20 protein-coding genes are annotated in these 21066 nt (G+C 60.2%); 13 read left to right on the top strand and 7 right to left on the bottom strand.

Translation table 11 applies throughout. The features are described from left to right. Positions 1–8 precede the first annotated feature (8 nt). From C5748_RS01885 to rsmA, 3 genes are read left to right on the top strand one after another with little or no spacing between them, the layout of a single operon-like run. The gene (locus tag C5748_RS01885) at positions 9–959 is read left to right on the top strand and encodes a peptidylprolyl isomerase family protein (protein WP_105740205.1); all 951 of its coding nucleotides are present in this window, start codon (positions 9–11) and stop codon (positions 957–959) included. After that, entirely contained in the window at positions 960–1982 is a 1023-nt protein-coding gene (pdxA, locus tag C5748_RS01880) for a 4-hydroxythreonine-4-phosphate dehydrogenase PdxA (RefSeq protein WP_105740204.1), read from the top strand. Then, on the top strand, positions 1972–2796 hold the full coding sequence (gene rsmA / locus C5748_RS01875) for a 16S rRNA (adenine(1518)-N(6)/adenine(1519)-N(6))-dimethyltransferase RsmA (RefSeq protein WP_105740203.1): 825 nt from the start codon (positions 1972–1974) through the stop codon (positions 2794–2796). Before pdxA ends, rsmA begins: the two co-directional genes overlap by 11 nt. A gap of 6 nt (positions 2797–2802) precedes the next feature. Here rsmA and gmk read toward each other — a convergent pair whose 3' ends face one another. From gmk to fabD, 7 genes are all read right to left on the bottom strand, one after another. Then, positions 2803–3465, bottom strand: coding sequence for a guanylate kinase (gmk, locus tag C5748_RS01870; protein WP_105740202.1), 663 nt, complete (start codon positions 3463–3465; stop codon positions 2803–2805). A gap of 5 nt (positions 3466–3470) precedes the next feature. Then, positions 3471–4382, bottom strand: coding sequence for a YicC/YloC family endoribonuclease (locus tag C5748_RS01865; protein ID WP_105740201.1), 912 nt, complete (start codon positions 4380–4382; stop codon positions 3471–3473). 133 nt (positions 4383–4515) lie between these two features. Further along, on the bottom strand, positions 4516–5763 hold the full coding sequence (gene mltG, locus C5748_RS01860) for an endolytic transglycosylase MltG (protein ID WP_199194674.1): 1248 nt from the start codon (positions 5761–5763) through the stop codon (positions 4516–4518). A 94-nt stretch (positions 5764–5857) separates the two neighbouring features. Then, positions 5858–7120 (bottom strand): beta-ketoacyl-ACP synthase II, encoded by a 1263-nt coding sequence (gene fabF, locus C5748_RS01855; RefSeq protein WP_105740200.1) that lies wholly within the window; start codon positions 7118–7120, stop codon positions 5858–5860. A 160-nt stretch (positions 7121–7280) separates the two neighbouring features. Then, complete coding sequence (locus C5748_RS01850) at positions 7281–7517, bottom strand: acyl carrier protein (protein WP_068881166.1); 237 nt, start codon at positions 7515–7517, stop codon at positions 7281–7283. A gap of 270 nt (positions 7518–7787) precedes the next feature. Next, a complete protein-coding gene (gene fabG, locus C5748_RS01845) occupies positions 7788–8525 on the bottom strand; it encodes a 3-oxoacyl-[acyl-carrier-protein] reductase (protein ID WP_105740199.1) in 738 nt (245 codons plus the stop codon). Positions 8526–8626: 101 nt separating this feature from the next. Further along, the gene (fabD, locus tag C5748_RS01840; RefSeq protein ID WP_105740198.1) at positions 8627–9565 is read right to left on the bottom strand and encodes an ACP S-malonyltransferase; all 939 of its coding nucleotides are present in this window, start codon (positions 9563–9565) and stop codon (positions 8627–8629) included. Between the two features lie 450 nt (positions 9566–10015). On the opposite strand from fabD, the gene rpsF reads away from it, so the two are divergent. The 10 genes from rpsF to purF all read left to right on the top strand — a co-directional run bounded on the left by rpsF (position 10016) and on the right by purF (position 21049). After that, positions 10016–10462: a 30S ribosomal protein S6 gene (rpsF, locus tag C5748_RS01835; protein WP_105740197.1), complete on the top strand. Its 447-nt coding sequence runs from the start codon at positions 10016–10018 to the stop codon at positions 10460–10462. Next, positions 10462–10710 (top strand): 30S ribosomal protein S18, encoded by a 249-nt coding sequence (rpsR, locus tag C5748_RS01830; RefSeq protein ID WP_105740196.1) that lies wholly within the window; start codon positions 10462–10464, stop codon positions 10708–10710. The genes rpsF and rpsR overlap by 1 nt, the downstream gene beginning before the upstream one ends. Before the next feature lie 235 nt (positions 10711–10945). Continuing rightward, positions 10946–11908 carry a DUF2232 domain-containing protein gene (locus C5748_RS01825; protein ID WP_105740195.1) on the top strand — a complete coding sequence of 321 codons (963 nt, stop codon included), beginning with the start codon at positions 10946–10948 and terminating at the stop codon, positions 11906–11908. A gap of 25 nt (positions 11909–11933) precedes the next feature. Continuing rightward, positions 11934–12506 carry a 50S ribosomal protein L9 gene (gene rplI, locus C5748_RS01820; RefSeq protein ID WP_105740194.1) on the top strand — a complete coding sequence of 191 codons (573 nt, stop codon included), beginning with the start codon at positions 11934–11936 and terminating at the stop codon, positions 12504–12506. Between the two features lie 246 nt (positions 12507–12752). Next, complete coding sequence (locus C5748_RS01815) at positions 12753–14036, top strand: cyclopropane fatty acid synthase (RefSeq protein ID WP_105740193.1); 1284 nt, start codon at positions 12753–12755, stop codon at positions 14034–14036. A 389-nt stretch (positions 14037–14425) separates the two neighbouring features. Then, positions 14426–15952: a replicative DNA helicase gene (locus C5748_RS01810; protein ID WP_105740192.1), complete on the top strand. Its 1527-nt coding sequence runs from the start codon at positions 14426–14428 to the stop codon at positions 15950–15952. Beyond that, positions 15949–17130: an alanine racemase gene (gene alr / locus C5748_RS01805; RefSeq protein WP_105740191.1), complete on the top strand. Its 1182-nt coding sequence runs from the start codon at positions 15949–15951 to the stop codon at positions 17128–17130. Before C5748_RS01810 ends, alr begins: the two co-directional genes overlap by 4 nt. Beyond that, positions 17130–18524: a DNA repair protein RadA gene (gene radA / locus C5748_RS01800; protein ID WP_105740190.1), complete on the top strand. Its 1395-nt coding sequence runs from the start codon at positions 17130–17132 to the stop codon at positions 18522–18524. The genes alr and radA overlap by 1 nt, the downstream gene beginning before the upstream one ends. 229 nt (positions 18525–18753) lie before the next feature. Beyond that, positions 18754–19347 carry a CvpA family protein gene (locus C5748_RS01795; RefSeq protein ID WP_105740310.1) on the top strand — a complete coding sequence of 198 codons (594 nt, stop codon included), beginning with the start codon at positions 18754–18756 and terminating at the stop codon, positions 19345–19347. 211 nt (positions 19348–19558) lie between these two features. Beyond that, positions 19559–21049 (top strand): amidophosphoribosyltransferase, encoded by a 1491-nt coding sequence (gene purF, locus C5748_RS01790; RefSeq protein ID WP_105740189.1) that lies wholly within the window; start codon positions 19559–19561, stop codon positions 21047–21049. The last annotated feature ends 17 nt before the right edge of the window (positions 21050–21066 follow it).

Here is a 21066-nt window from a genome sequence, read left to right as displayed (position 1 = left end):
GAGACAAGATGAAATTTAGCAAGCGACTTTTCGCTGCGGTGCTGGCAACCACCATGAGCGTTGCGATTCTCGGCGGTGAAGCTTCACTGCATCCCGCCGCCGCAAACGAAATCAAGGTCCTGGTCGGCAGCAATCCGATCACCAGTTACGACATCCAACGTCGGGCGGCATTCCTCAAATTGCAGCGCAAGAAGGGCAATCTCACGCAAATCGCCCAGAGGGAGCTGACCGATGATATGCTGAAGCGCATGGAGATGAAGCGACGCAACATCTCCATCTCCGACGCGGAAATCGATAAAGCCTTTGCCGGATTTGCGTCGCGCAACAAGCTGACGCCGGCGCAGCTTTCCGAGGTCCTCAACAAGGCAGGTGTCACGCCCGAGCATTTCAAGACCTTCATCATGGTGCAGATGGGCTGGAACCGGGTCCTGAGCACGCGGATGCGCGAGACGGGCATGATCAGCGAACAAGAGGCTGTCGAGCGCATGCGTCAACAGGGCGGCACCAAGCCGAGTGCGACCGAATATCTCCTGCAACAGGTGATATTCGTTATTCCCGCCGACAAGCGCAGCGCAATCATCGGCAAGCGCCGGCAGGAAGCCAATGCTTTCCGCTCGCGCTTCCAGAATTGCAAGACCACGCGCCAGCTTGCCAAGGGCATTATCGACGTGACGGTGCGCGATCTCCCCCGGGTCATCGAGCCACGGTTGCCGGGCGATTGGGCCGATGACGTCAAGAAGACATCGGTCGGCCAGACGACACCGGTGCATGACACTGAAAAGGGTGTCGAATTCCTGGCTGTCTGCTCGACGCGACAGGTATCGGACGACCGCGTCGCCCAACTGGTCTTCTCGATGGAAGACGCGGAAAAAAAGCAGGGCGGCGAGCAGAAAGCGGAAAAAGTCAGCGACGACTATCTCAAGGAGCTGCGGGAGAAAACCCGCATCGTCAATCGCTGAATGCTGCCGCTTGCCGTCAGCGGCGGTGATCCGTCCGGCATCGGGCCGGAAATAGCCATTGCTGCATGGAAATTGCGCAAGGCGGCGGACATGCCGGTGTTTTTCCTCATTTGCGATCCGGATCTGATTGCGGCGCGGGCGGAAAGTCTTGGCGAGGCTGTCGCCTTGAAAACCTGCAGGCCCGAGGAAGCTGTGGCGCTTTTTCCCAATTTTCTGCCAGTCGTTCCGCTGAAGAATGCGCAGATCAACCGTCCAGGCATACCGCTTGCGGAAAATGCAGCGGGTACCATCGAAGCTATCGAACGGGCGGTCGGTTTCGCTTTTGATGGGAGGGCTGCAGCGGTCGTCACCTGTCCGATCGCCAAAAAGCCGCTCTATGAAGCCGGATTTTCCCATCCCGGCCATACGGAATTCCTGGCAGCACTTGCCGAAGAACACACCAAGACGGCCTGCAAGCCGGTGATGATGCTGGCCGGACCGGATCTGCGCGCCGTGCCGGTGACGATCCACATTCCGCTTGCCGAGGTGCCAGGCGCTCTGACAACCGAAGAGATCATTGCCGTATCGCGCATCACCGCCCGCGAGTTGAAGGAAAAATTCGGCGTCGCCAAGCCGCGGCTCGCGATATCGGGCCTCAATCCTCATGCCGGCGAAGGCGGGGCGCTTGGCTGGGAAGACGATGCCATCATCCGCCCTGCCGTCGAGGCGCTGACTGCGGAAGGCATCGCGGTGCGTGGTCCGTTGCCGGCCGATACGATGTTCCACAAGCCCGCACGCGCCTCATACGACGCGGCGATCTGCATGTATCATGATCAGGCATTGATCCCCGCCAAAGCGCTTGCCTTCGACGAAACGGTCAATGTCACATTGGGGCTACCCTTCATCCGGACCTCGCCCGACCATGGTACGGCCTTCGATATCGCCGGCAAGGGCATCGCACGGCCCGACAGCCTTGTCGCAGCCTTGCTGCTGGCGCGCCGTCTGGCCGATAATGCACAAAACACGGCAATGCATGAGCATTGACAGCCTGCCTCCACTACGCGACGTGATCGAGCGCCATGGCCTGATGGCGAAGAAGTCGCTCGGCCAGAATTTCCTGCTCGACCTCAATCTCACCGCGAAGATCGCCCGGCAGGCCGGCGATCTGAAGGACCAGCCGGTGATCGAGGTCGGCCCAGGCCCAGGCGGGCTGACGCGCGCCCTCCTGGCACAAGGGGCGCTGGTGACGGCAATAGAGCGCGACGAACGCTGTCTGGCGGCACTGGACGAGATCGCATCGCATTATCCGGGGCGGTTGAAAATCATATGCGGCGACGCGCTGGAGCAGGATTTCGCCAAGCTCGCCACCGATGGGAAGAAGCCGCGCATCGTCGCCAACCTGCCCTATAATGTCGGAACGCAATTGCTGGTGAACTGGCTTTTGAGCGAACCCTGGCCGCCTTTTTATGCATCGATGACGCTGATGTTCCAGCGTGAAGTGGCCGAGCGCATCGTCGCGCGTCCCGGAAGCGATGCCTATGGCCGGCTCGGCGTTCTGACCGGATGGCGGAGCGAGGCGAAGATCGCCTTCGACGTGCCGCCGCAGGCCTTCACCCCGCCGCCGAAGATCACCTCGTCGGTCGTGCATCTCGTGCCGCGCAGCGCACCTTTGCCCTGCGATGCAGCCAAACTCGGCCGGGTGACGCAGGCCGCCTTCGGCCAGAGGCGCAAGATGCTGCGCCAGAGCATCAAATCGCTTGGCGGCGAGGCCCTTCTGGGAAGAGTGGGTATTGACCCGACGCGCCGGGCAGAGACGTTGAGTGTCGAAGAGTTTGTCGCGCTGACAAATGCGCTTTGACGCGCTTCAAAGCGCCGGGTTTTCCTCAAGCAGCGTGTTGACGAAATCGAATAAGCCGGGACGACGATCGCGGCGCAGACGCTCGGCACAGACGATCGCCTTTACCGCCGCGTAGGAGCGGTTGAGGTCCTCATTGATGACGATATAGTCGTATTTACTCCATTTCTGGATCTCGAGCCGCGCATTGTGCAGCCGCGTCTCTATCACGTCTGCTGCATCCTCCGCACGGCGATTGAGACGCTGCTGAAGTTCGCGCATCGTCGGCGGCAGGATGAAGATCGATACCACATCGGCGGGCATCTTTTCCTGCAACTGATCCGCACCCTGCCAATCGATATCGAACAGCATGTCGCGGCCTTCGGCCAAGGCGTTCTCAGCGGCCTCACGCAAGGTGCCGTAGAAATTGCCGTGGACCTCCGCCCACTCGATCAGCGCATCGCTGTCGCGCAGCCGCTCGAACTCACGCACCGAGATGAAATGATAATGCATGCCCGCGATTTCGCTGGCGCGGCGCGGACGGGTCGTGACGCTGATCGAGAGCGCCAAGTCCATCTCCTTATCTTCAAGGAGAAGCCGGGCGATGGTCGATTTGCCGGCGCCCGACGGCGAGGAAATCACCATCATGAGGCCGCGGCGCTGCACCGTGCTTTCGACGGAGGAAGTGGCCATGACGATTACTCCAGATTCTGTACCTGTTCGCGAAACTGATCGACGACCGCCTTCAGCTCAAGCCCGATCGAGGTGATCGAGGCAGCATTTGATTTCGAGCACAGCGTGTTGGCTTCGCGATTGAATTCTTGGCTGAGAAAATCGAGCTTGCGCCCGATGGGACCGCCTTCGCTGATCAGCTTGCGGGCAGAGGCGACATGGGTGTCGAGCCGGTCGAGCTCTTCCTGGATATCGGCCTTGGTGGCCAGAAAGGCCGCTTCCATATAGAGCCGCGTTTCGTCGAGCCCGCTTGCGGCATCGAGAAGAAGCGCAATTTGTGCGGCAAGGCGCGCACGGATCGCCTCCACACCGCGGGAAGGATCGCTGCGGGCGCGCGCAGCCAATGCTGCGATCGTATCGACCTGGCCGGCGAGGATGGCGCCGATGGCGCCGCCTTCCGTGCGCCTGGCATCACCGAGCGCTGCAAGCGCGCGATCGAGCGCTTTCACGATCGCGGCCTCCAATTGGCCCCGCATCTGTTCGTCCTCGGCCTCCTGCGGCTGATCGAGAACGCCTCGCAATGCCAGAATGCCGTCAACGCTTGCCGGTGCCAGCCCATATTGAGAACGCAGGCGCTCGCCGGCCGCCATCACATTGGCCAAATAGGCTTCGTTGATAGCGACATCCGATTGGGCCGCCGACCGCTCGACCGTCAGTACCGCCTGGAAATTGCCGCGTGAAAAGTGGCGCGAAAGCGTGGCACGGACCTGCGGTTCGATACCCTCGAAGCCCGGCGGCAGCCGGAACCGCACATCGAGCCCCTTGCCGTTGACCGAACGGACCTCCCAGACGATGCGCGCATCACCTTCCCCATCCTTCTTGCCGCCGCTATACGCGACGGCATGGCGGGCAAAACCGGTCATGCTCTGCAGAATCATTTGTCCCCGCTCTCCGAGCCGCTACAGCGCCGTGCGCCCTTTGGGACGCCACACAAGGACGCTGGAAATTATTGAACTGCGCATCGTGCTTTCCGAAACCGATTCCGGCTTCGGGCCGATGCGCTCTACCTACCTACTGGCCCGGCTGCTCCGGCTTGACGTCGCCATCAGCGGCGTCTTTCGCGGCTTTGGCGGCTTCGTCCTTTTTCTGCTGCTCGACCGATCTCCAGCGGCGGACATTGTCATTGTGCTCTTTCAGCGTGGCGGAAAAGACATGGCCGCCGGTACCGTCCGCGACGAAATAGAGATCATTGGTCTCCAGCGGATTGGCAACCGCCTCGAGTGCGGCGCGCCCCGGATTGGCAACGGGTGTCGGCGGCAAGCCATTGATGATGTAGGTATTATATGGCGTCGGCTTGTCGATATCCGACCTGAAGATCGGACGGTCGGCGGGTTTTCCCTTGCCGCCGAACAGACCGTAAATAATGGTCGGGTCGGATTGGAGACGCATGCCCTTGCGAAGCCGGTTGACGAAAACGGAAGCCACATGCGGGCGTTCAGAGGCAACTCCGGTTTCCTTCTCGACGATGGAGGCAAGCGTCACGAACTCATTGACGTCCTTCAACGGCAGATCGGGGCTGCGCTTGGCCCAGATCTCATCGATCAAGCTCTTTTGCTCGGCCTGAAGCTTGCTGATGATCTCCTGACGCATTGTGCCACGGGTAAAGCGAAGCGTGTCCGCGAACATGCTGCCCTCCGGGGGCAAAGTCTCCGGCATATCGCCAGCCAGAGCATCATTGGCGGCGATCCTCTCGAATATCTGCTGGACCGTCAGCCCTTCCGGGATCGTCAGCGAAACCAGGATCGACTTGCCGCTGCGCAGGGTCTCCATGATATCGCGCATAGAGGCATGCGCGGCGATCTCGTATTCGCCCGCCTTCATATCCTTCTCATGGCCATAGGCGCGCACACCATATCGGAATATACGCGCATCCGAGATGAGGCCGCGCCGCTCCAGGCTATCAGCGATCTCCACGATACCGCTGCCGCGCTTGACGAGAAAGGTGCTCGCGGCCGGAGCCGGCCCTGCCGCATCGAACTGCAGCTTGCCAAAATAGAAGAGCACGGATGCGCCGATAACGGCCAGCACCAAGAGCGACAGCATGAAATTGGCGAAAACGACGATCTGGCTGCGCGCATGCCGCGAACGCCGACGCAGCGGGGGCGGCGTTCCAGGTTCGGGCCGCAGCGCTTCACTCGCGGATTTAGGCACGATCGGCTTTTGCACCGGCGCGGCTTCAGTCCGTTCGGTCGAAACCTGCTCCGAAGCTTGCTTCTCCGGGGGCTCTTTCTCGTTCTCGGATTTCGCGTCTGAATTCACTCGATCACCTCAGTTCCCATCCTCTTTGGGCACAGCATCACTGTCTCAAGGCCGAAGGCGATTGCGGCAAAAGCACGGACGACGCGACCGTGGACTAAGCCTGATAGCGGCGCAGGACCAGCGACGCGTTTGTGCCCCCAAAACCGAAAGAATTCGACAATACAGTATCAATCCGGCGTTCGCGTGGCTTGTGCGGAACGAGATCGATTTTGGTGTCAACGGCCGGATTGTCAAGATTGAGTGTCGCGGGCGCGACATTATCGCGAATGGCCAGCGTGCAGAAGATGGCCTCGGCCGCGCCGGCGGCCCCCAGCAGGTGCCCGATCGATGATTTCGTCGACGACATGGAAATGCTCGATGCGGCATCTCCAACAACGCGTTCCACGGCGCCAAGCTCGATCGTGTCGGCCATGGTCGAGGTGCCATGCGCATTGATATAGTCGATCTCGGAGGGTGTGACGCCCGCCCTTTTGAGGGCCGCTTCCATACAGCGCTGCGCGCCTTCGCCAGTCTCGGTCGGCGCGGTGATGTGATATGCATCGCCGGAAAGACCATAGCCGATCACCTCGGCATAGATCTTGGCGCCGCGCGCCAAGGCGTGCTCCAGTTCTTCAAGGATGACGACGCCGGCGCCCTCGCCCATGACAAAACCGTCGCGGTCGGTATCCCAGGGACGCGATGCGCGGGTCGGATCATTATTACGATCGGTTGAAAGTGCCTTACAGGCAGCAAATCCCGCAAGGGAAATGCGGCTCACCGGCGATTCCGTACCACCTGCCACCATTACATCGGCATCGCCGAAAGCGATCAGCCGTGCCGCATCGCCGATGGCGTGCGCCCCGGTCGAGCACGCCGTGACGACCGCGTGGTTCGGCCCGCGCAGCTTGTGCTTGATGGAAACATAGCCCGAGGCGAGATTGATCAGACGCCCGGGAATGAAAAAGGGAGAAATGCGGCGGGGGCCCTTGTCGCGCAGCGTATAGCCGGCCTCGACGATGCCTTCGATGCCGCCGATGCCCGAACCGATCATGACACCGGTGCGGATCTGATCCTCATCGCTTTCGGGATCCCAGCCTGCGTCGGCAAGCGCCTGATCGGCGGCGCCCATCGCATAGATGATGAAGGGATCGACCTTGCGCTGTTCCTTCGGCTCCATGAACAGATCGGCATTGAACGTGCCGTCCGTGCCGTCTCCGACCGGAATGCGGCAGGCGATCTGGCATGGCAGATCGTCGACTTCGAATTCGGTCACGCGGCGTGCGCCACTCTTGCCTGCCAGAAGCCTCGACCAGGTTTCCTCGACGCCGCTTGCCAGCGGCGACACCAGCCCCAGACCAGTGATTACGACACGCCTCATATTCTACCCTTCAATGCCGACAATGCCATTTTCGTGCTTTGTTTATATAGGCAATTTGCCGAAACCCATAGGTCGGGGCATCAGGCGTAAAAGCACATTCAGCAAAGAGAATCCGGGCTGGAGACGGAAAGTCGTCCAGCCCGAACAACCCGCCTTAAAATCAGGCCTTAGCCTTATCGATGAACTTGACGGCGTCGCCGACGGTCAAGATCGTTTCAGCGGCATCATCAGGGATTTCGACGCCGAATTCTTCCTCGAAAGCCATGACGAGTTCGACAGTATCAAGGCTGTCTGCGCCGAGGTCATCAATGAAGCTTGCGCCTTCCGTGACCTTGTCGGCATCTACGCCCAGATGTTCAACAACGATTTTCTTGACGCGTTCTGCGGTGTCGCTCATGTCCGAACCTCGACCTGTGTGTTGTTTCCCTGCCTTGGTTAGCGGCATGGGTGGATGTAATCAAGCTATAAGATACCTGTTACCTGCCGCTTTCACGGTGCAACGGATACCCCTGTGGATATTCCTCTCGGAACAGGACTGGAGCTGCAGAGATACGCCGCACGCCAGTTCTGCGCGCGCCTTAACACGGTTCCTTGCCCGCGCAAAGCGCATTTTGCCTGCATATAGGCCCGTTTGAGACTGTTCTGCGGGCAAATTTGCTTTTGGCGATCAGATCATCGCCATACCGCCATTGACGTGCAATGTCTGCCCGGTGACGTAGGCAGCTTCCTCGCTGGCGAGATAGGCCACGGCCGCGGCGATCTCCGCGCCGGTGCCCATGCGCTTCATGGGGATTGCCCCCATGATGGCGTCCTTCTGCTTTTCATTGAGCTTGTCGGTCATGGCCGATTCGATGAAACCAGGCGCCACGCAGTTGACCGTTACGTTGCGGCTGGCGATTTCCTGCGCCAGCGATTTGGAGAAGCCGATCAGTCCGGCTTTCGATGCGCAATAGTTCGCCTGACCGGAATTGCCGGTGATACCGACAATCGAGGTGATGTTGATGATGCGGCCATAGCGGCGACGCATCATAGGGTGGGTCAATTCCCTAGTGAGGTTGAACACCGATGTGAGATTGACGTTCAGCACGGCGTCCCAATCGGCATCGCTCATACGAACGAACAGGCCGTCCCTGGTAATGCCGGCATTGTTGACGAGGATCCCGACGCCTTCGAGTTCCTTCTCCGCCTTTTCGCCGAGCGCCTGGACTTCCGTGCGATCCGAAAGATCGGCCGGGAATATCTTCACCCGCTCGCCGAGTTCAGCGGCCAGGGCTTCCAGTTTCTCGACACGGGTTCCGTGCAGACCGACAATGGCTCCTTGAGCATGGAGGGTACGGGCGATCGCTTCGCCGATACCGCCGGTAGCGCCTGTAATAAGAGCCTTGCGGCCGTTAAGATCAAACATCGCGTTTCCTTCCGGTCAATTCTCTTTTGTCTTAACCGCATGATCTTACCTGGAAGTCCGCAATTTTTTGCTGACGCTGACCTTCGGTTCGGGATCATGCTTTAAAGCGCGGCAAGCGCGGCTTCGATTTCTTCCGCCGTTCCAACGGCGGTTCCGGTTATGTCTTTCGATATACGGCGCGCGAGACCGGTCAGCACTTTGCCGGAACCGATTTCATAAAGCGTGGTGACGCCGTTTGCCGCGAACCACTCGACGGTTTCGCGCCAGCGGACCTGACCGGTCACCTGCTCGACCAGAAACGAGGCGATTTCATGTGCATCGGTCACCGGAGCGGCTCGGACATTGGCGACGAGCGGCACGACCGGATCACTCATCTTCACCTCCGACAGCGCCGCGCGCATCGCGTCGGCGGCGGGCGCCATCAGCGCCGAATGGAAAGGTGCGGAGACCGGCAGCATGATCGCCCGCTTGGCGCCCATATCGGTGGCAAGTTTCGCGGCCATTTCGACCGCCGGCTTCGATCCTGAGATGACAATCTGGCCGCCGCCATTGTCATTGGCGACCTGGCAGACACCGCTGGCGGAAGCCTCGCTACAGACCGTCTGCACATCGCCGTGCTCCAGGCCTATAATCGCCGCCATCGCTCCCTCGCCTACGGCAACGGCGCGCTGCATGGCATTGCCGCGAATGCGCAGGAGCCGCGCCGTGTCGGCCAGCGAAAAGGTTCCGGCCGCGCAAAGCGCCGAATATTCGCCGAGCGAATGGCCCGCGACATAAGCCACCTTGTCCTTCAGTGAAAATCCTTTCGCCTCGAGCACACGCATGACGGCAAGCGATACGGCCATCAGGGCGGGCTGAGCGTTGGCGGTCAATGTCAGCGTTTCCTCGGGTCCTTCGAACATGGTGGCGGAAAGCTTCTCGCCCAGCGCATCATCCACCTCATCGAACACCGCACGCGCCTCGGCGAAGGTTTCAGAAAGCGCCTTGCCCATGCCGACCGTCTGGCTGCCCTGCCCCGGAAATGTAAATGCTATGGCCATTATTGGTCTCCAGCGTCTTTACGCAATATTCAATATTGGCGCGCGGTGTGACCATCGGCGACGCAGAAGTCAAGTATGACGGGGCTAAAACCCCTGCATGGGCGCGAAATCGATCGAATCCATGCAGAATACGATGGCATACCGCCGGCGTTTTCCTGTTTCCGATTTGCCATTTCGGGTGCAGAAATATGTGGCATTGCATCTTGGGACAAAAACCCATATAAGCCGCCCGTTCATTGCTCGGCGTCAGTTGGGGGCTGAACGGAGGGCCGGATTGTGCAATTAATTGCGCATGATCCGTCGAAGTCTAAAGTGCTTCAGCCTCCCGTGTCTCCGCTCTCGATCGTCTCAACCCCGCGCCCTTTCTTCTCCGGTTATCCGGCATGAGAGAAGTCGCAGAGGCTTAGCCGCTGGTGTCTTGCAATGCTAATATGAAGAAAGGCAGAGACAATGGCTCTTTACGAACATGTGCTCCTTGCCCGACAGGATATAACGCAGCAGCAGGTCGATGCTCTTGTAGAACAGTACAAGGGTGTCATCGAGGCCAATGGCGGCAAGGTCGGGCGTATCGAAAACTGGGGACTGCGTCCCCTTACCTATCGGATCAAGAAGAACCGCAAGGCGTATTATTCGCTGTTGAACATCGACGCTCCGGCGGCGGCGGTCAGCGAGATGGAACGCCAGCTTCGCATCAACGAAGACGTGCTGCGCTTTCTCACGGTCCGCGTCGACGAACATGAGGAAGGCCAGTCGGCCATGCTCGCCCGCCGTGACGACCGCCGCGAACGCGACGACCGTTTCGGCCGCGATGACGACCGCCCGCGCCGTCCGCGTGATGGTGATCGCGACCGTCCGCGCCGTCCGCGCGACAACGAAGCTGGTGAAGGAGCCGTATAATGGTCGACATCAACCAGATCCCGACCCGGCGTCCTTTTCATCGCCGGCGCAAGACCTGCCCGTTCTCCGGCGCCAATGCACCGAAGATCGACTACAAGGATGTGAAGCTCCTGCAGCGCTATATTTCCGAGCGCGGCAAGATCGTTCCATCCCGCATCACGGCCGTCAGCCAGAAGAAGCAGCGCGAACTCGCCAAGGCGATCAAGCGCGCTCGTTTCCTCGGCCTGCTGCCTTACATCGTCAAGTAAGAAGATAAGGGAGTAGGGGAATAAGGCAGTAAGAGAATATGTTTTTACAATAGACATACTCCCCTACTCACATACTCCCCTATTCCCAATTCTTTCCTCTTTCCGCGATGGGCGCGGTTGGAGAAATAAAATCCCGAGTTGGGGTGCTATGGCAGGGCCATCACCTCTAACTGCTTTCAAGGTCCATGGACCTCCGGTTCGCCCGGACCATGAGAACCAGCAGGACAGCGAGCAAATGAAATTCGACGGCACATCGATCGGCGTTGGAATATTGGCGGGGCTTGCAGCCGCGCTGATGTCGGCTGGCGTCATCGCCCAATCGGGCGTGGCGATGTTGCTTTATTTCCTCACGCCATTGCCGATCTTCATCGCTGCTCTCGGCTGGGGCACCGCCGCGAGCCTCATTTCGGCCATTGTCGCAAGCATTGCCGTTGCACTCGTCGCAGCGCCGATGGCGGCGCTCCTCGTGGCGCTGACCAGCATCGTTCCCGCGGCAACGGGCGCCTATCTCGCGGGGCTCGCCCGGCCGGCAGATGAAATGGGCGGTCCATCCGACACGCTGGTCTGGTATCCCCTCTCCGACATCATCTTCCGCCTGGCGCTGATGGTGGCGGCAAGCTTCATCATCATCGGGATCATCATCGGCTTTGGCGAGGAACTGGCGCGCGAAGTCGCCAATGCGATCGTGGCAAGCGTTTCCCAGGCTGATCCGAATTTCACCGCCAGCAACGAGATGCGCGAAAACCTCGCTGCATTCATGGTCGCGGCTCTTCCCGCCATTCAGCCGGCAACCGGCGTCCTGGTGCTTGTGGCCAATCTCTATCTGGCATTGCGGCTTACTGCGCTTTCCGGCCGGCTGCGTCGTCCGCGTGACGATTGGCCCGCGACGCTGAGAATGCCGCGTATCGCACTTGCCGTCTTCGCCATCTGCCTCGTCCTCGCCTTCATCGACGGCGGGCTCGGCCATGCGGCGGCGGCGGTCGGCGGAGCACTGAGTGCCGGTTTCCTTTTGGCGGGCTTCGCCATGATGCATTATCGCACGCGCGGCGCGCCATGGCGGCCTTTCGCATTATGGCTCGCCTATCTTGCCGTCGTGATCTTCGCCTTCGTGCTTTTTCTCTTCCTCATCGCCGGATTGTTCGACACGTCGCGCAACGCTCCGGTGTCGAAAACCTCACCCAAAACCCCGATTGACTGACAGACGACACTGAAAGGACTTACCAATGGACGTCATTCTGCTTGAACGCATTTCCCGCCTCGGCCAAATGGGCGACACCGTAAAAGTCAAGGACGGCTACGCCCGCAATTTCCTTTTGCCGCAGGGCAAGGCGTTGCGCGCCAATGAAGGCAACAAGAAGCGCTTCGAAGCACAGCGCGCCCAACTCGAGGCCCGCAACCTCGAGCGCAAGAGCGAAGCCCAGGCGGTTGCCGAAAAGCTCGACGGCAAGAACTTCATCGTCGTGCGTTCAGCCGGTGAAACCGGTCAGCTCTACGGTTCTGTCTCGACCCGCGACATCGCCGACATCGTGACCGCCGAAGGCTTCTCCGTCGGCCGCAATCAGGTCGAGCTCAACACGCCGATCAAGACCATCGGACTGCACACGGTCGCCATCGCCCTGCATCCGGAAGTGGAAGTCACCGTTACCATCAATATCGCCCGTTCCACGGAAGAAGCCGAACGTCAGACCAAGGGCGAAGACCTGACCTCCGCAGAAGCGATCTACGGTATCGAGGAAGAGCCTCTTGCCGAGGAAATCCTGGACGATGAAGATCTGGAGAACGAAGACAACGCCTGATTGAACAAGCGTATTCTTCTTTATTCTTCTTCCGGTGTTTGAGCCGGCTCAGTAAACTATAAATGATAACGCCCGGCCTCAATGCCGGGCGTTTTTGCTTTTCAGACACAAAAAAGCGCCTATCTTATCATTTTCGTGGCCCGACAAAGGGTACGCGGATGGTGCGGTCTGCGCGGCGGGTACCCGTCTCCGCATCGTCCGGAAAACCTGAAGCCGGGGCCGATCTTGTTTTGTGGAGATTGGTCGATGAATGCTCTTTTACGTACTGTATTGAATCATCTGATCGAGGCGGGAGATCTAACGGTTACAGACGCTGAAGGCGTCAAACATCGGTTCGGCGACAAAACCGGCAGCCCCGTGCATATCAGCATCAAGTCACGCAGGGCCGAACGCGCCATTGCGCTCAACCCAGAGCTCAAGCTGGCGGAAGCCTATATGGCCGGCGATCTCGACTTTCTCGAAGGCGACATGTATGCGCTCCTGCGGCTCGTCTTCGAGAATGCCGGGCCGATCGCCGCCAAGGAACCATGGATGCGGGCGCTCGACGGCGCAAGGCGGGCCGGACGGCGGCTGCAGCAGATCAACACGATCACCCGCGCCTCGTGGCATGTGCGCCATCATTACGATCTCTCAGGCGATCTCTACCGGTTGTTCCTCGATCCCGACATGCAATATTCCTGCGCCTATTTCGAGACGCCGAAAGCCACGCTCGCCGAAGCGCAACTCGTCAAGAAGCGGCATATCGCAGCCAAGCTCCTGATCAAGGAGGGACACACGCTGCTGGATATCGGCTGCGGCTGGGGCGGCCTCGGCCTTTATATGGCTAAATATCTGCAAGCCGACGTCACCGGCGTCACGCTCAGCCAGGAGCAGCATGCCGTCGCCAACGAGCGCGCGGCGAAAGAAGGGTTTTCGGGCACGGCACGGTTCAAGCTGCAGGATTACCGCCTGCTGCAGGAGCCCTATGACCGCATTGTTTCAGTGGGGATGTTCGAGCATGTCGGCGTCAATCATTTCGCCGAATATTTCGAGCACACCGCAAGGCTCCTCAAGCGCGACGGCGTGTTCCTGCTCCACGCCATCGGGCGCAGCGACGGACCGGGCGCGACCAATCCGTTCATCCGCAAATATATCTTCCCCGGCGGCTATATACCGGCGCTCTCGGAAGTGCTGCCGCATATCGAGCGGGCCGGCCTCGTCGTGACCGATATTGAAATCCTGCGGCTGCATTATGCCGAAACGCTGAAAGCCTGGCGCGAGGCCTTCATGGCCAATCGCGAGATCGCCAAATCGATCTATGACGAGCGTTTCTGCCGCATGTGGGAATTCTACCTCGCCGCATCGGAAAGCGCGTTCCGCTGGCAGAACATGATGGTGTTCCAGATCCAGATCGCTCACCGCCAGGACGCCGTGCCGCTTACCCGCAATTATATCGAGGCGGAGGAAAAACGCCTCAAACGCCTCGACAGCGCACCGAGGGGAGCGAATACGGAGATACCGGCGCCATCGCGGGGGGCGGCGGGGAAATAGAAGCGGTGATTCTAAATGCAGGCATTGGCGCGGTGAATACCCCCCTCTGGCCTGCCGGCCATCTCCCCCTCAAGGAGGGAGATTGGCTGACATAAGCGGGGGCATTCAATCTTCAACGTCTGCGATTGGTGCCGAACCTCGATGAAGGCTAATCTCCCTCCTTATGGGGGAGATGGCCGGCAGGCCAGAGGGGGGTGCGTGACGAAGCGCCAACGCTCCATTTAACAGTTCCCATGTCAACCCTCGATATTCCAGTTTGCGCGGGAAACTGTGAATCGCTGTGAATCATGGTATAGCTTTTTGCTCTCCACCGAATCGATCGGGTTGCGCATTGCATTCTCCAGCGTTCCGGCGCTACCTCGACGCGGATAAGGGGCGAAGCGAGAATCATGGCAGAAGCGACAATACGCAAACTCGACGAAGCGCGGGATGGGGCACGAGATGGATCCCGTGACGGGAGCAGCACGCTTTATCGCGAGGCGCCGAACAATATTGAAGCGGAGCAGGCGCTGCTCGGCGCGATTCTGATCAACAACGACGCCTTCTATCGGGTATCCGACTTCCTGAAGGCTAATCATTTCAACGAACCGCTGCACCGCAAGATCTTCGAAGTCGCATCCGATCTCATCCGCATCGGCAAGATGGCCAATCCGGTTACCATCAAGACCTTCCTTCCGGCGGAAGAGAAGGTCGGCGACATGACGGTCTTCCAATATGTGGCACGCCTCGCCGCCGAGGCCGTGACCATCATCAATGCCGAGGATTACGGCCGCGCCATCTACGATCTCGCCACGCGCCGCGCGCTCATCACCATCGGCGAAGACATGGTCAATATCGCCTATGACGCGCCGGTGGACATGGCGCCGCGCAGCCAGATCGAGGATGCCGAGCGGCGCTTGTTCGAGTTGGCCGAAACGGGCCGCTACGATGGCGGTTTCCAGTCCTTCAACGACGCGGTCAAGACCGCCGTCGACATGGCCAATGCCGCCTTCATGCGCGACGGGCATCTGTCGGGCATGTCGGCGGGCATCCATTCGCTCGATGCCCGCATGGGCGGTCTGCAGCCCTCCGATCTTATCATTCTTGCCGGACGCCCCGGCATGGGCAAGACCTCGCTTGCCACCAATATCGCCTTCAACATCGCCGCCGCCTATCAGGGCGAACAGCAGGCTGATGGTTCGATCAAGGCGGTCAATGGCGGCGTGGTCGGGTTCTTTTCGCTTGAAATGTCGTCCGAGCAGCTTGCGACCCGTATCATTTCCGAGCAGACGGAGATCTCATCCTCGAAGATCAGGCGCGGCGAGATCACCGAGACCGATTTCGAAAAGCTCGTCGCCTGCTCGCACATGATGCAGAAGATCCCGCTCTATATCGACCAGACCGGCGGCATCTCCATCGCGCAGCTCGCCGCACGCGCACGCCGCCTGAAGCGCCAGCGCGGCCTTGACGTCCTGGTCGTCGACTATGTGCAGCTGATGACCGGCTCGTCCAAGGCCTCGTCACAAAACCGCGTGCAGGAAATCACAGAGATCACCACCGGGCTCAAGGCTCTCGGCAAGGAATTGAACGTTCCGATCATTGCGCTTTCGCAGCTTTCGCGCCAGGTCGAAAGCCGCGAGGACAAGCGGCCACAGCTCTCGGATCTGCGCGAATCCGGCTCGATCGAGCAGGATGCCGACGTGGTGCTATTCGTGTTCCGTGACGAATATTACATCAAGAACCGGGAACCGAAGCCCGGAACGGAAGAATATTTCAAGTGGCAGGCGGATATGGAGGAAGCGCGCGGCAAGGCCGAAGTCATCATCGCCAAGCAGCGTCACGGGCCGACCGGCACCGTCAAGCTCGCCTTCCAGGCGGAATTCACGCGCTTTACGGATCTCGCCGAGGAATCGCATCTGCCCGAACGGTTTGAATGAGCGTTAAGCCCAAATTGACATCGACATCATTGGAACGGCCGGTACTGACAACAGGCGCCGACCGGCTTCTGGCCGGCGGGCGGCTGACCATCGATCTCGACGCGCTTGTCGACAACTGGAAGTCGCTTGACGCACGCTCGCGGCCGGGACGCGCCGCCGCCGTGGTCAAGGCGGATGCCTATGGCTGCGGCATCGCACAAATCGTCCCTGCCCTCACCGCGGCGGGATGCGAGAATTTTTTCGTGGCGCTTCCCGAAGAAGGCCTGCGGGTGCGCCATGCCGCACCAAGAGCACGCATTTTCGTGCTGAACGGCCTGTTCGACGATGCGGCTCCGGCCTTCACCGATGCCGATCTCATTCCGGTGCTCGGTTCCGATCATGAGATTGCGATCTGGGCCAAGCATGGCAGGCGCAAGCCTTGCGCCATCCATGTCGATACCGGCATGAACCGGCTTGGCCTTATGCCTGACGAAGCCATCGGCTTTGCCGGAACCGCGAAATCCGTGCGCCCGGTGTTTCTGATGAGCCATCTCGCCTGCGCCGACACGCCGTCCAGTGACAAGAACCGGCAACAACTCGAATCTTTTCAGAAGGTTCGCGCTGCTTTTGGAGATATCGAATCAAGTTTTGCGAATTCGGCGGGCATTTTTCTCGGGCTTGATTACATCTTTGACCTGACGCGGCCCGGCATCGCGCTTTATGGCGGCGAAGCGGTCGGCGGAACGGCCAATCCGATGAAGCCGGTGGTCACCGCCGAAACCAGGATCGTGCAGATCCGCCGCACCGCCAAGGGCGAGACGGCGGGCTATGGCGCGACCATGACACTTGACGGCGATACGCGCATCGCCGTCTGTTCCACGGGCTATGCCGACGGCTATCCGCGTTCCGCCTCGGGATCGGGCGTACCGCTGCGGACCGCCCTTGCGGAAGGCGCCCATGGCTTCATCGCCGGACGGCGTGTTCCGGTGCTCGGACGCGTCACCATGGATCTGACCTCCTTCGACGTGACCGAAGTACCGGAAGACGAAATTAGCATTGGCGATCATATCGAACTCTTCGGGCCCAACATTGCGCTCGATGATGTGGCGCGCGCTGCCGGCACCATAGGTTACGAGCTTCTGACCGGCTTGGGAAAACGCTATCACCGCCGCTATATCGGCGGGGAAGCGCTCCGCTGATGGCCAAGGCGCGCATTCAATTCATCTGCCAGAACTGCGGCACGGTGCACACGCGCTGGGCGGGCAAATGCGACGCCTGCGGCGAGTGGAACACGCTTGTCGAGGAAGGAACGTCGGGCGGTATCGGCGGCGGACCGGGCAAGACGCCGCGCAAGGGCCGTGCCGTGGCGCTGACCACGCTTTCGGGCGACATCGAGGATGCGCCGCGCATTCAGTCGGGGATCGCCGAACTCGACCGGGTGACCGGCGGCGGCTTCGTCCGCGGTTCGGCGCTGCTCGTCGGCGGCGATCCCGGCATCGGCAAGTCGACACTCCTGACACAGGCTGCCGCCGCGCTGGCGCGACGTGGCCATCGCATCGTCTATGTCTCGGGCGAGGAGGCGGTGGCGCAGATCAGATTGCGCGCGCAACGGCTGCATGCCGCCGACACGTCGGTGGAACTTGCCGCGGAAACCAATGTCGAAGATATTCTGGCGACGATTTCCGAATCCCGGCGTCCCGATCTGGTCATCATCGATTCGATCCAGACATTGTGGACCGATATGGCTGATTCGGCGCCCGGTACCGTCACGCAGGTGCGCGCAAGCGTACAGGCGATGATCCGTTTCGCCAAACAGACGGGAGCAGCGGTCGTGCTCGTCGGTCATGTCACCAAGGAAGGCCAGATCGCCGGACCGCGCGTCGTCGAGCATATGGTCGACGCGGTTCTCTATTTCGAAGGCGAAGGCGGCCACCACTACCGCATCCTGCGCACGGTGAAGAACCGCTTCGGCCCGACGGACGAGATCGGCGTATTCGAAATGTCCGATATAGGCCTGCGGGAAGTATCGAATCCATCCGAACTGTTTCTCGGAGAGCGCAACGCAAAGTCGCCTGGAGCTGCGGTTTTCGCCGGAATGGAAGGCACCCGCCCCGTCCTCGTGGAAATCCAGGCGCTCGTGGCTCCTTCGACGCTCGGAACGCCGCGACGCGCCGTCGTCGGTTGGGACGGCAACCGTCTTTCGATGATTCTCGCGGTGCTGGAGGCCCATTGCGGGGTCCGTTTCGGCCAGCACGACGTCTATCTCAACGTTGCCGGCGGCTATCGCATCAGCGAGCCGGCTGCCGATCTCGCCGTTGCGGCGGCGCTTGTTTCCTCGATCGCCGGTATTGCCCTTCCCGCCGATTGTGTTTATTTCGGCGAAGTCAGTCTTTCTGGAGCCGTCCGTCCGGTGGCGCATGCCGTGCAGCGGCTCAAGGAAGCGGAAAAACTTGGTTTCCGGCAGGCAGTGCTTCCAGGGGGAAGCGGGGAACTGCCGAAAGATCGGAGCTTTCCTCTGACCGAAACCGCGTCGCTGCCGGACCTTGTGGCCCGCATAGTAGCGTCCGGCCCGGGAAAGAGACCGCGCGACTAGCATATGATCAGCGGAAAGTTGACAGATTTTCCAGAAAAGATCATGTCTGGTTTCAAAGTGTTAGGGCAGGTTCGGAAAATGGCGGCAGTTTCGCACCATATTCAGCCGGGACCTGCCGAAGAGTACAAAGCGTTTTTGCGCGTCCGTTTGGACCCGCGGCAATTGAAGGGGCTCCGTGTTCGAACATGCGAACGCAGGGCCGGGCGATGCAGAATTGAGGTGGGCCAAGATGCCAATTACGCTGCTTGACGGAGTTCTTCTGGGGATCACGCTGGTTTCCGCCGTGCTCGCCATGGTGCGCGGTTTCTCCCGCGAGGTGCTCTCGGTCGCCTCATGGGCCGCGGCGGCAATCGCCGCCTATCTTTTCTACACCCCTGTTGTTCCGCTGGTTCGACCTTATATAAGCAATGATACGATCGCCACGATCGCAGCGGCGGGGGCTGTCTTCATCGTCACGCTGATCATCGTTTCGGTCATCACGATGAAGATAGCCGACTTCATCATCGACAGCCGTGTCGGGGCACTCGACCGCACGCTCGGTTTTGTTTTCGGTGCGGCGCGCGGCGTGCTCCTGGTGGTGGTGGCAATGCTGTTCTTCAACTGGCTCGTCGCGGCGGACCAGCCCGGCTGGATCGCCAACGCGAAATCCAAGCCGCTTCTCGATTCGCTGGGGCAGAAACTGGTCAATCTGCTGCCGGAAGACCCGGAATCGACCATTTTGAACCGGATCAAGCCGAAGACGGGTGCGCCTTCAGGCACCGCCGAACCGGAAGCTCCGGAAAACAAGGAAGAGGCTCCGGCTGACGGCGCCACCACTGAGTAGTTCTGGTTCTTATGAGTTTGGGCGTTTTTGATTGGGCGCGACAAAGGGATCGCTTTCAAAAATTGCCTCATTTGTGCTAGATAGCATCTGCCAAGAGCGGGACGAGCAATCTCCCGCTCTCCTTTATTGGAATCTATCACGTCTTGAATTTTGATTGATGCAATCAGAAATCATCGTGATCCTCTAACCGCAATCGAAAGGCCTTGCGGCAATGATCGATTCTTTTGGTAATGAGACGCCCTTCTCACTGGACGACGACAGTCTGCATGAAGAATGCGGGGTTTTCGGGATTCTCGGCCATCCGGATGCAGCGCCCCTGACGGCGCTGGGGCTGCACGCGCTGCAGCATCGCGGGCAGGAAGCGGCAGGTATCGTCACCTTCGACGGCCAGCAGTTTTACACTGAAAAGCGCATGGGCCTCGTCGGCGATCATTACACCGACCCGGCGACGCTTGCGAAGCTGCCCGGCTACATGGCGATGGGCCATACCCGCTATTCGACGACCGGCGGGGTGGAACTGCGCAATGTGCAGCCGCTTTTCGCGGAACTCGAGGTCGGCGGCATCGCCATCGCGCATAACGGCAATTTCACCAATGGGCTGACTTTGCGCCGCCAGTTGATTGCCGCAGGCGCCATCTGCCAGTCCACCTCCGACTCGGAGGTGGTGCTGCATCTGATCGCGCGCTCGCGCTCCGCATCCTCGAGCGACCGCTTCATCGATGCGATCAGGCAGATGGAGGGCGGCTATTCGATGCTCGCCATGACCCGCACCAAGCTGATCGCGGCGCGCGATCCGATCGGTATCCGGCCGCTGGTGATGGGCGAGCTCGACGGCAAGCCGATCTTCGCGTCCGAAACCTGCGCGCTCGACATCATCGGCGCGAAATTCATTCGCGACGTCGAGAACGGCGAAGTGGTGATCTGCGAAATCCAGCCGGATGGGTCGATCACCACGGAGGTGATCAAGCCGCAGAACCGGCAGCCCGAGCGGCTGTGCCTATTCGAGTATGTCTATTTCGCCCGCCCCGATTCGGTGGTGGGCGGCCGCAATGTCTATTCAGTGCGCAAGAACATGGGCATCAATCTGGCCAAGGAAGCTCCGGTCGAGGCCGATGTGGTGGTCCCTGTTCCCGACGGCGGCACGCCTGCGGCCATCGGTTTTGCACAGGAGAGCGGCATTCCCTTCGAGTTGGGCATCATCCGCAATCATTATGTCGGGCGCACCTTCATCGAGCCGACGCAATCGATCCGCGCCTTCGGCGTCAAGCTCAAGCATTCCGCCAATCGCGCGGTGATCGAGGGCAAGCGCGTGGTGCTGGTGGATGATTCCATCGTGCGCGGCACCACTTCGCTCAAGATCGTGCAGATGATCCGCGATGCCGGCGCGAGCGAGGTCCATCTGCGCGTTGCGAGCCCGATGATCTATCATCCAGATTTCTACGGCATCGACACGCCTCAGGCCGACAAGCTGCTGGCCAACCAGCACGCGGACCTGGCCTCGATGTGCCGCTATATCGGCGCCGATTCGCTGGCGTTCCTGTCGATCGACGGGCTTTACCGCGCCGTAGGCGGCAAGCCGCGCGATCCACGCGCCCCGCAATTCACCGATCATTATTTCACCGGCGATTATCCGACCCGCCTCCTCGACCAGGAAAGCCTGAGCAACGTTCACAGTCTTTCGCTGATAGCGAGCAACGGGTAAATCAACACCCGAGCGAA

The sequence above is a fragment of the Phyllobacterium phragmitis genome (genome assembly GCF_002980495.1).
Lineage (GTDB): Bacteria > Pseudomonadota > Alphaproteobacteria > Rhizobiales > Rhizobiaceae > Paramesorhizobium > Paramesorhizobium phragmitis.
Note: the sequence above shows the minus strand (reverse complement) of the source record. Positions and strands in the feature narration are given on the sequence as shown.

Bases quoted from the DNA above. Each gene is read 5' to 3' on its own strand.
- C5748_RS01885 (WP_105740205.1), top strand. From the start codon at position 9: ATGAAATTTAGCAAGCGACTTTTCGCTGCGGTGCTGGCAACCACCATG.
- pdxA (WP_105740204.1), top strand. From the start codon at position 960: ATGCTGCCGCTTGCCGTCAGCGGCGGTGATCCGTCCGGCATCGGGCCG.
- rsmA (WP_105740203.1), top strand. From the start codon at position 1,972: ATGAGCATTGACAGCCTGCCTCCACTACGCGACGTGATCGAGCGCCAT.
- gmk (WP_105740202.1), bottom strand. From the start codon at position 3,465: ATGGCCACTTCCTCCGTCGAAAGCACGGTGCAGCGCCGCGGCCTCATG.
- C5748_RS01865 (WP_105740201.1), bottom strand. From the start codon at position 4,382: ATGATTCTGCAGAGCATGACCGGTTTTGCCCGCCATGCCGTCGCGTAT.
- fabF (WP_105740200.1), bottom strand. From the start codon at position 7,120: ATGAGGCGTGTCGTAATCACTGGTCTGGGGCTGGTGTCGCCGCTGGCA.
- C5748_RS01850 (WP_068881166.1), bottom strand. From the start codon at position 7,517: ATGAGCGACACCGCAGAACGCGTCAAGAAAATCGTTGTTGAACATCTG.
- fabG (WP_105740199.1), bottom strand. From the start codon at position 8,525: ATGTTTGATCTTAACGGCCGCAAGGCTCTTATTACAGGCGCTACCGGC.
- fabD (WP_105740198.1), bottom strand. From the start codon at position 9,565: ATGGCCATAGCATTTACATTTCCGGGGCAGGGCAGCCAGACGGTCGGC.
- rpsF (WP_105740197.1), top strand. From the start codon at position 10,016: ATGGCTCTTTACGAACATGTGCTCCTTGCCCGACAGGATATAACGCAG.
- rpsR (WP_105740196.1), top strand. From the start codon at position 10,462: ATGGTCGACATCAACCAGATCCCGACCCGGCGTCCTTTTCATCGCCGG.
- C5748_RS01825 (WP_105740195.1), top strand. From the start codon at position 10,946: ATGAAATTCGACGGCACATCGATCGGCGTTGGAATATTGGCGGGGCTT.
- rplI (WP_105740194.1), top strand. From the start codon at position 11,934: ATGGACGTCATTCTGCTTGAACGCATTTCCCGCCTCGGCCAAATGGGC.
- C5748_RS01815 (WP_105740193.1), top strand. From the start codon at position 12,753: ATGAATGCTCTTTTACGTACTGTATTGAATCATCTGATCGAGGCGGGA.
- C5748_RS01810 (WP_105740192.1), top strand. From the start codon at position 14,426: ATGGCAGAAGCGACAATACGCAAACTCGACGAAGCGCGGGATGGGGCA.
- alr (WP_105740191.1), top strand. From the start codon at position 15,949: ATGAGCGTTAAGCCCAAATTGACATCGACATCATTGGAACGGCCGGTA.
- radA (WP_105740190.1), top strand. From the start codon at position 17,130: ATGGCCAAGGCGCGCATTCAATTCATCTGCCAGAACTGCGGCACGGTG.
- C5748_RS01795 (WP_105740310.1), top strand. From the start codon at position 18,754: ATGCCAATTACGCTGCTTGACGGAGTTCTTCTGGGGATCACGCTGGTT.
- purF (WP_105740189.1), top strand. From the start codon at position 19,559: ATGATCGATTCTTTTGGTAATGAGACGCCCTTCTCACTGGACGACGAC.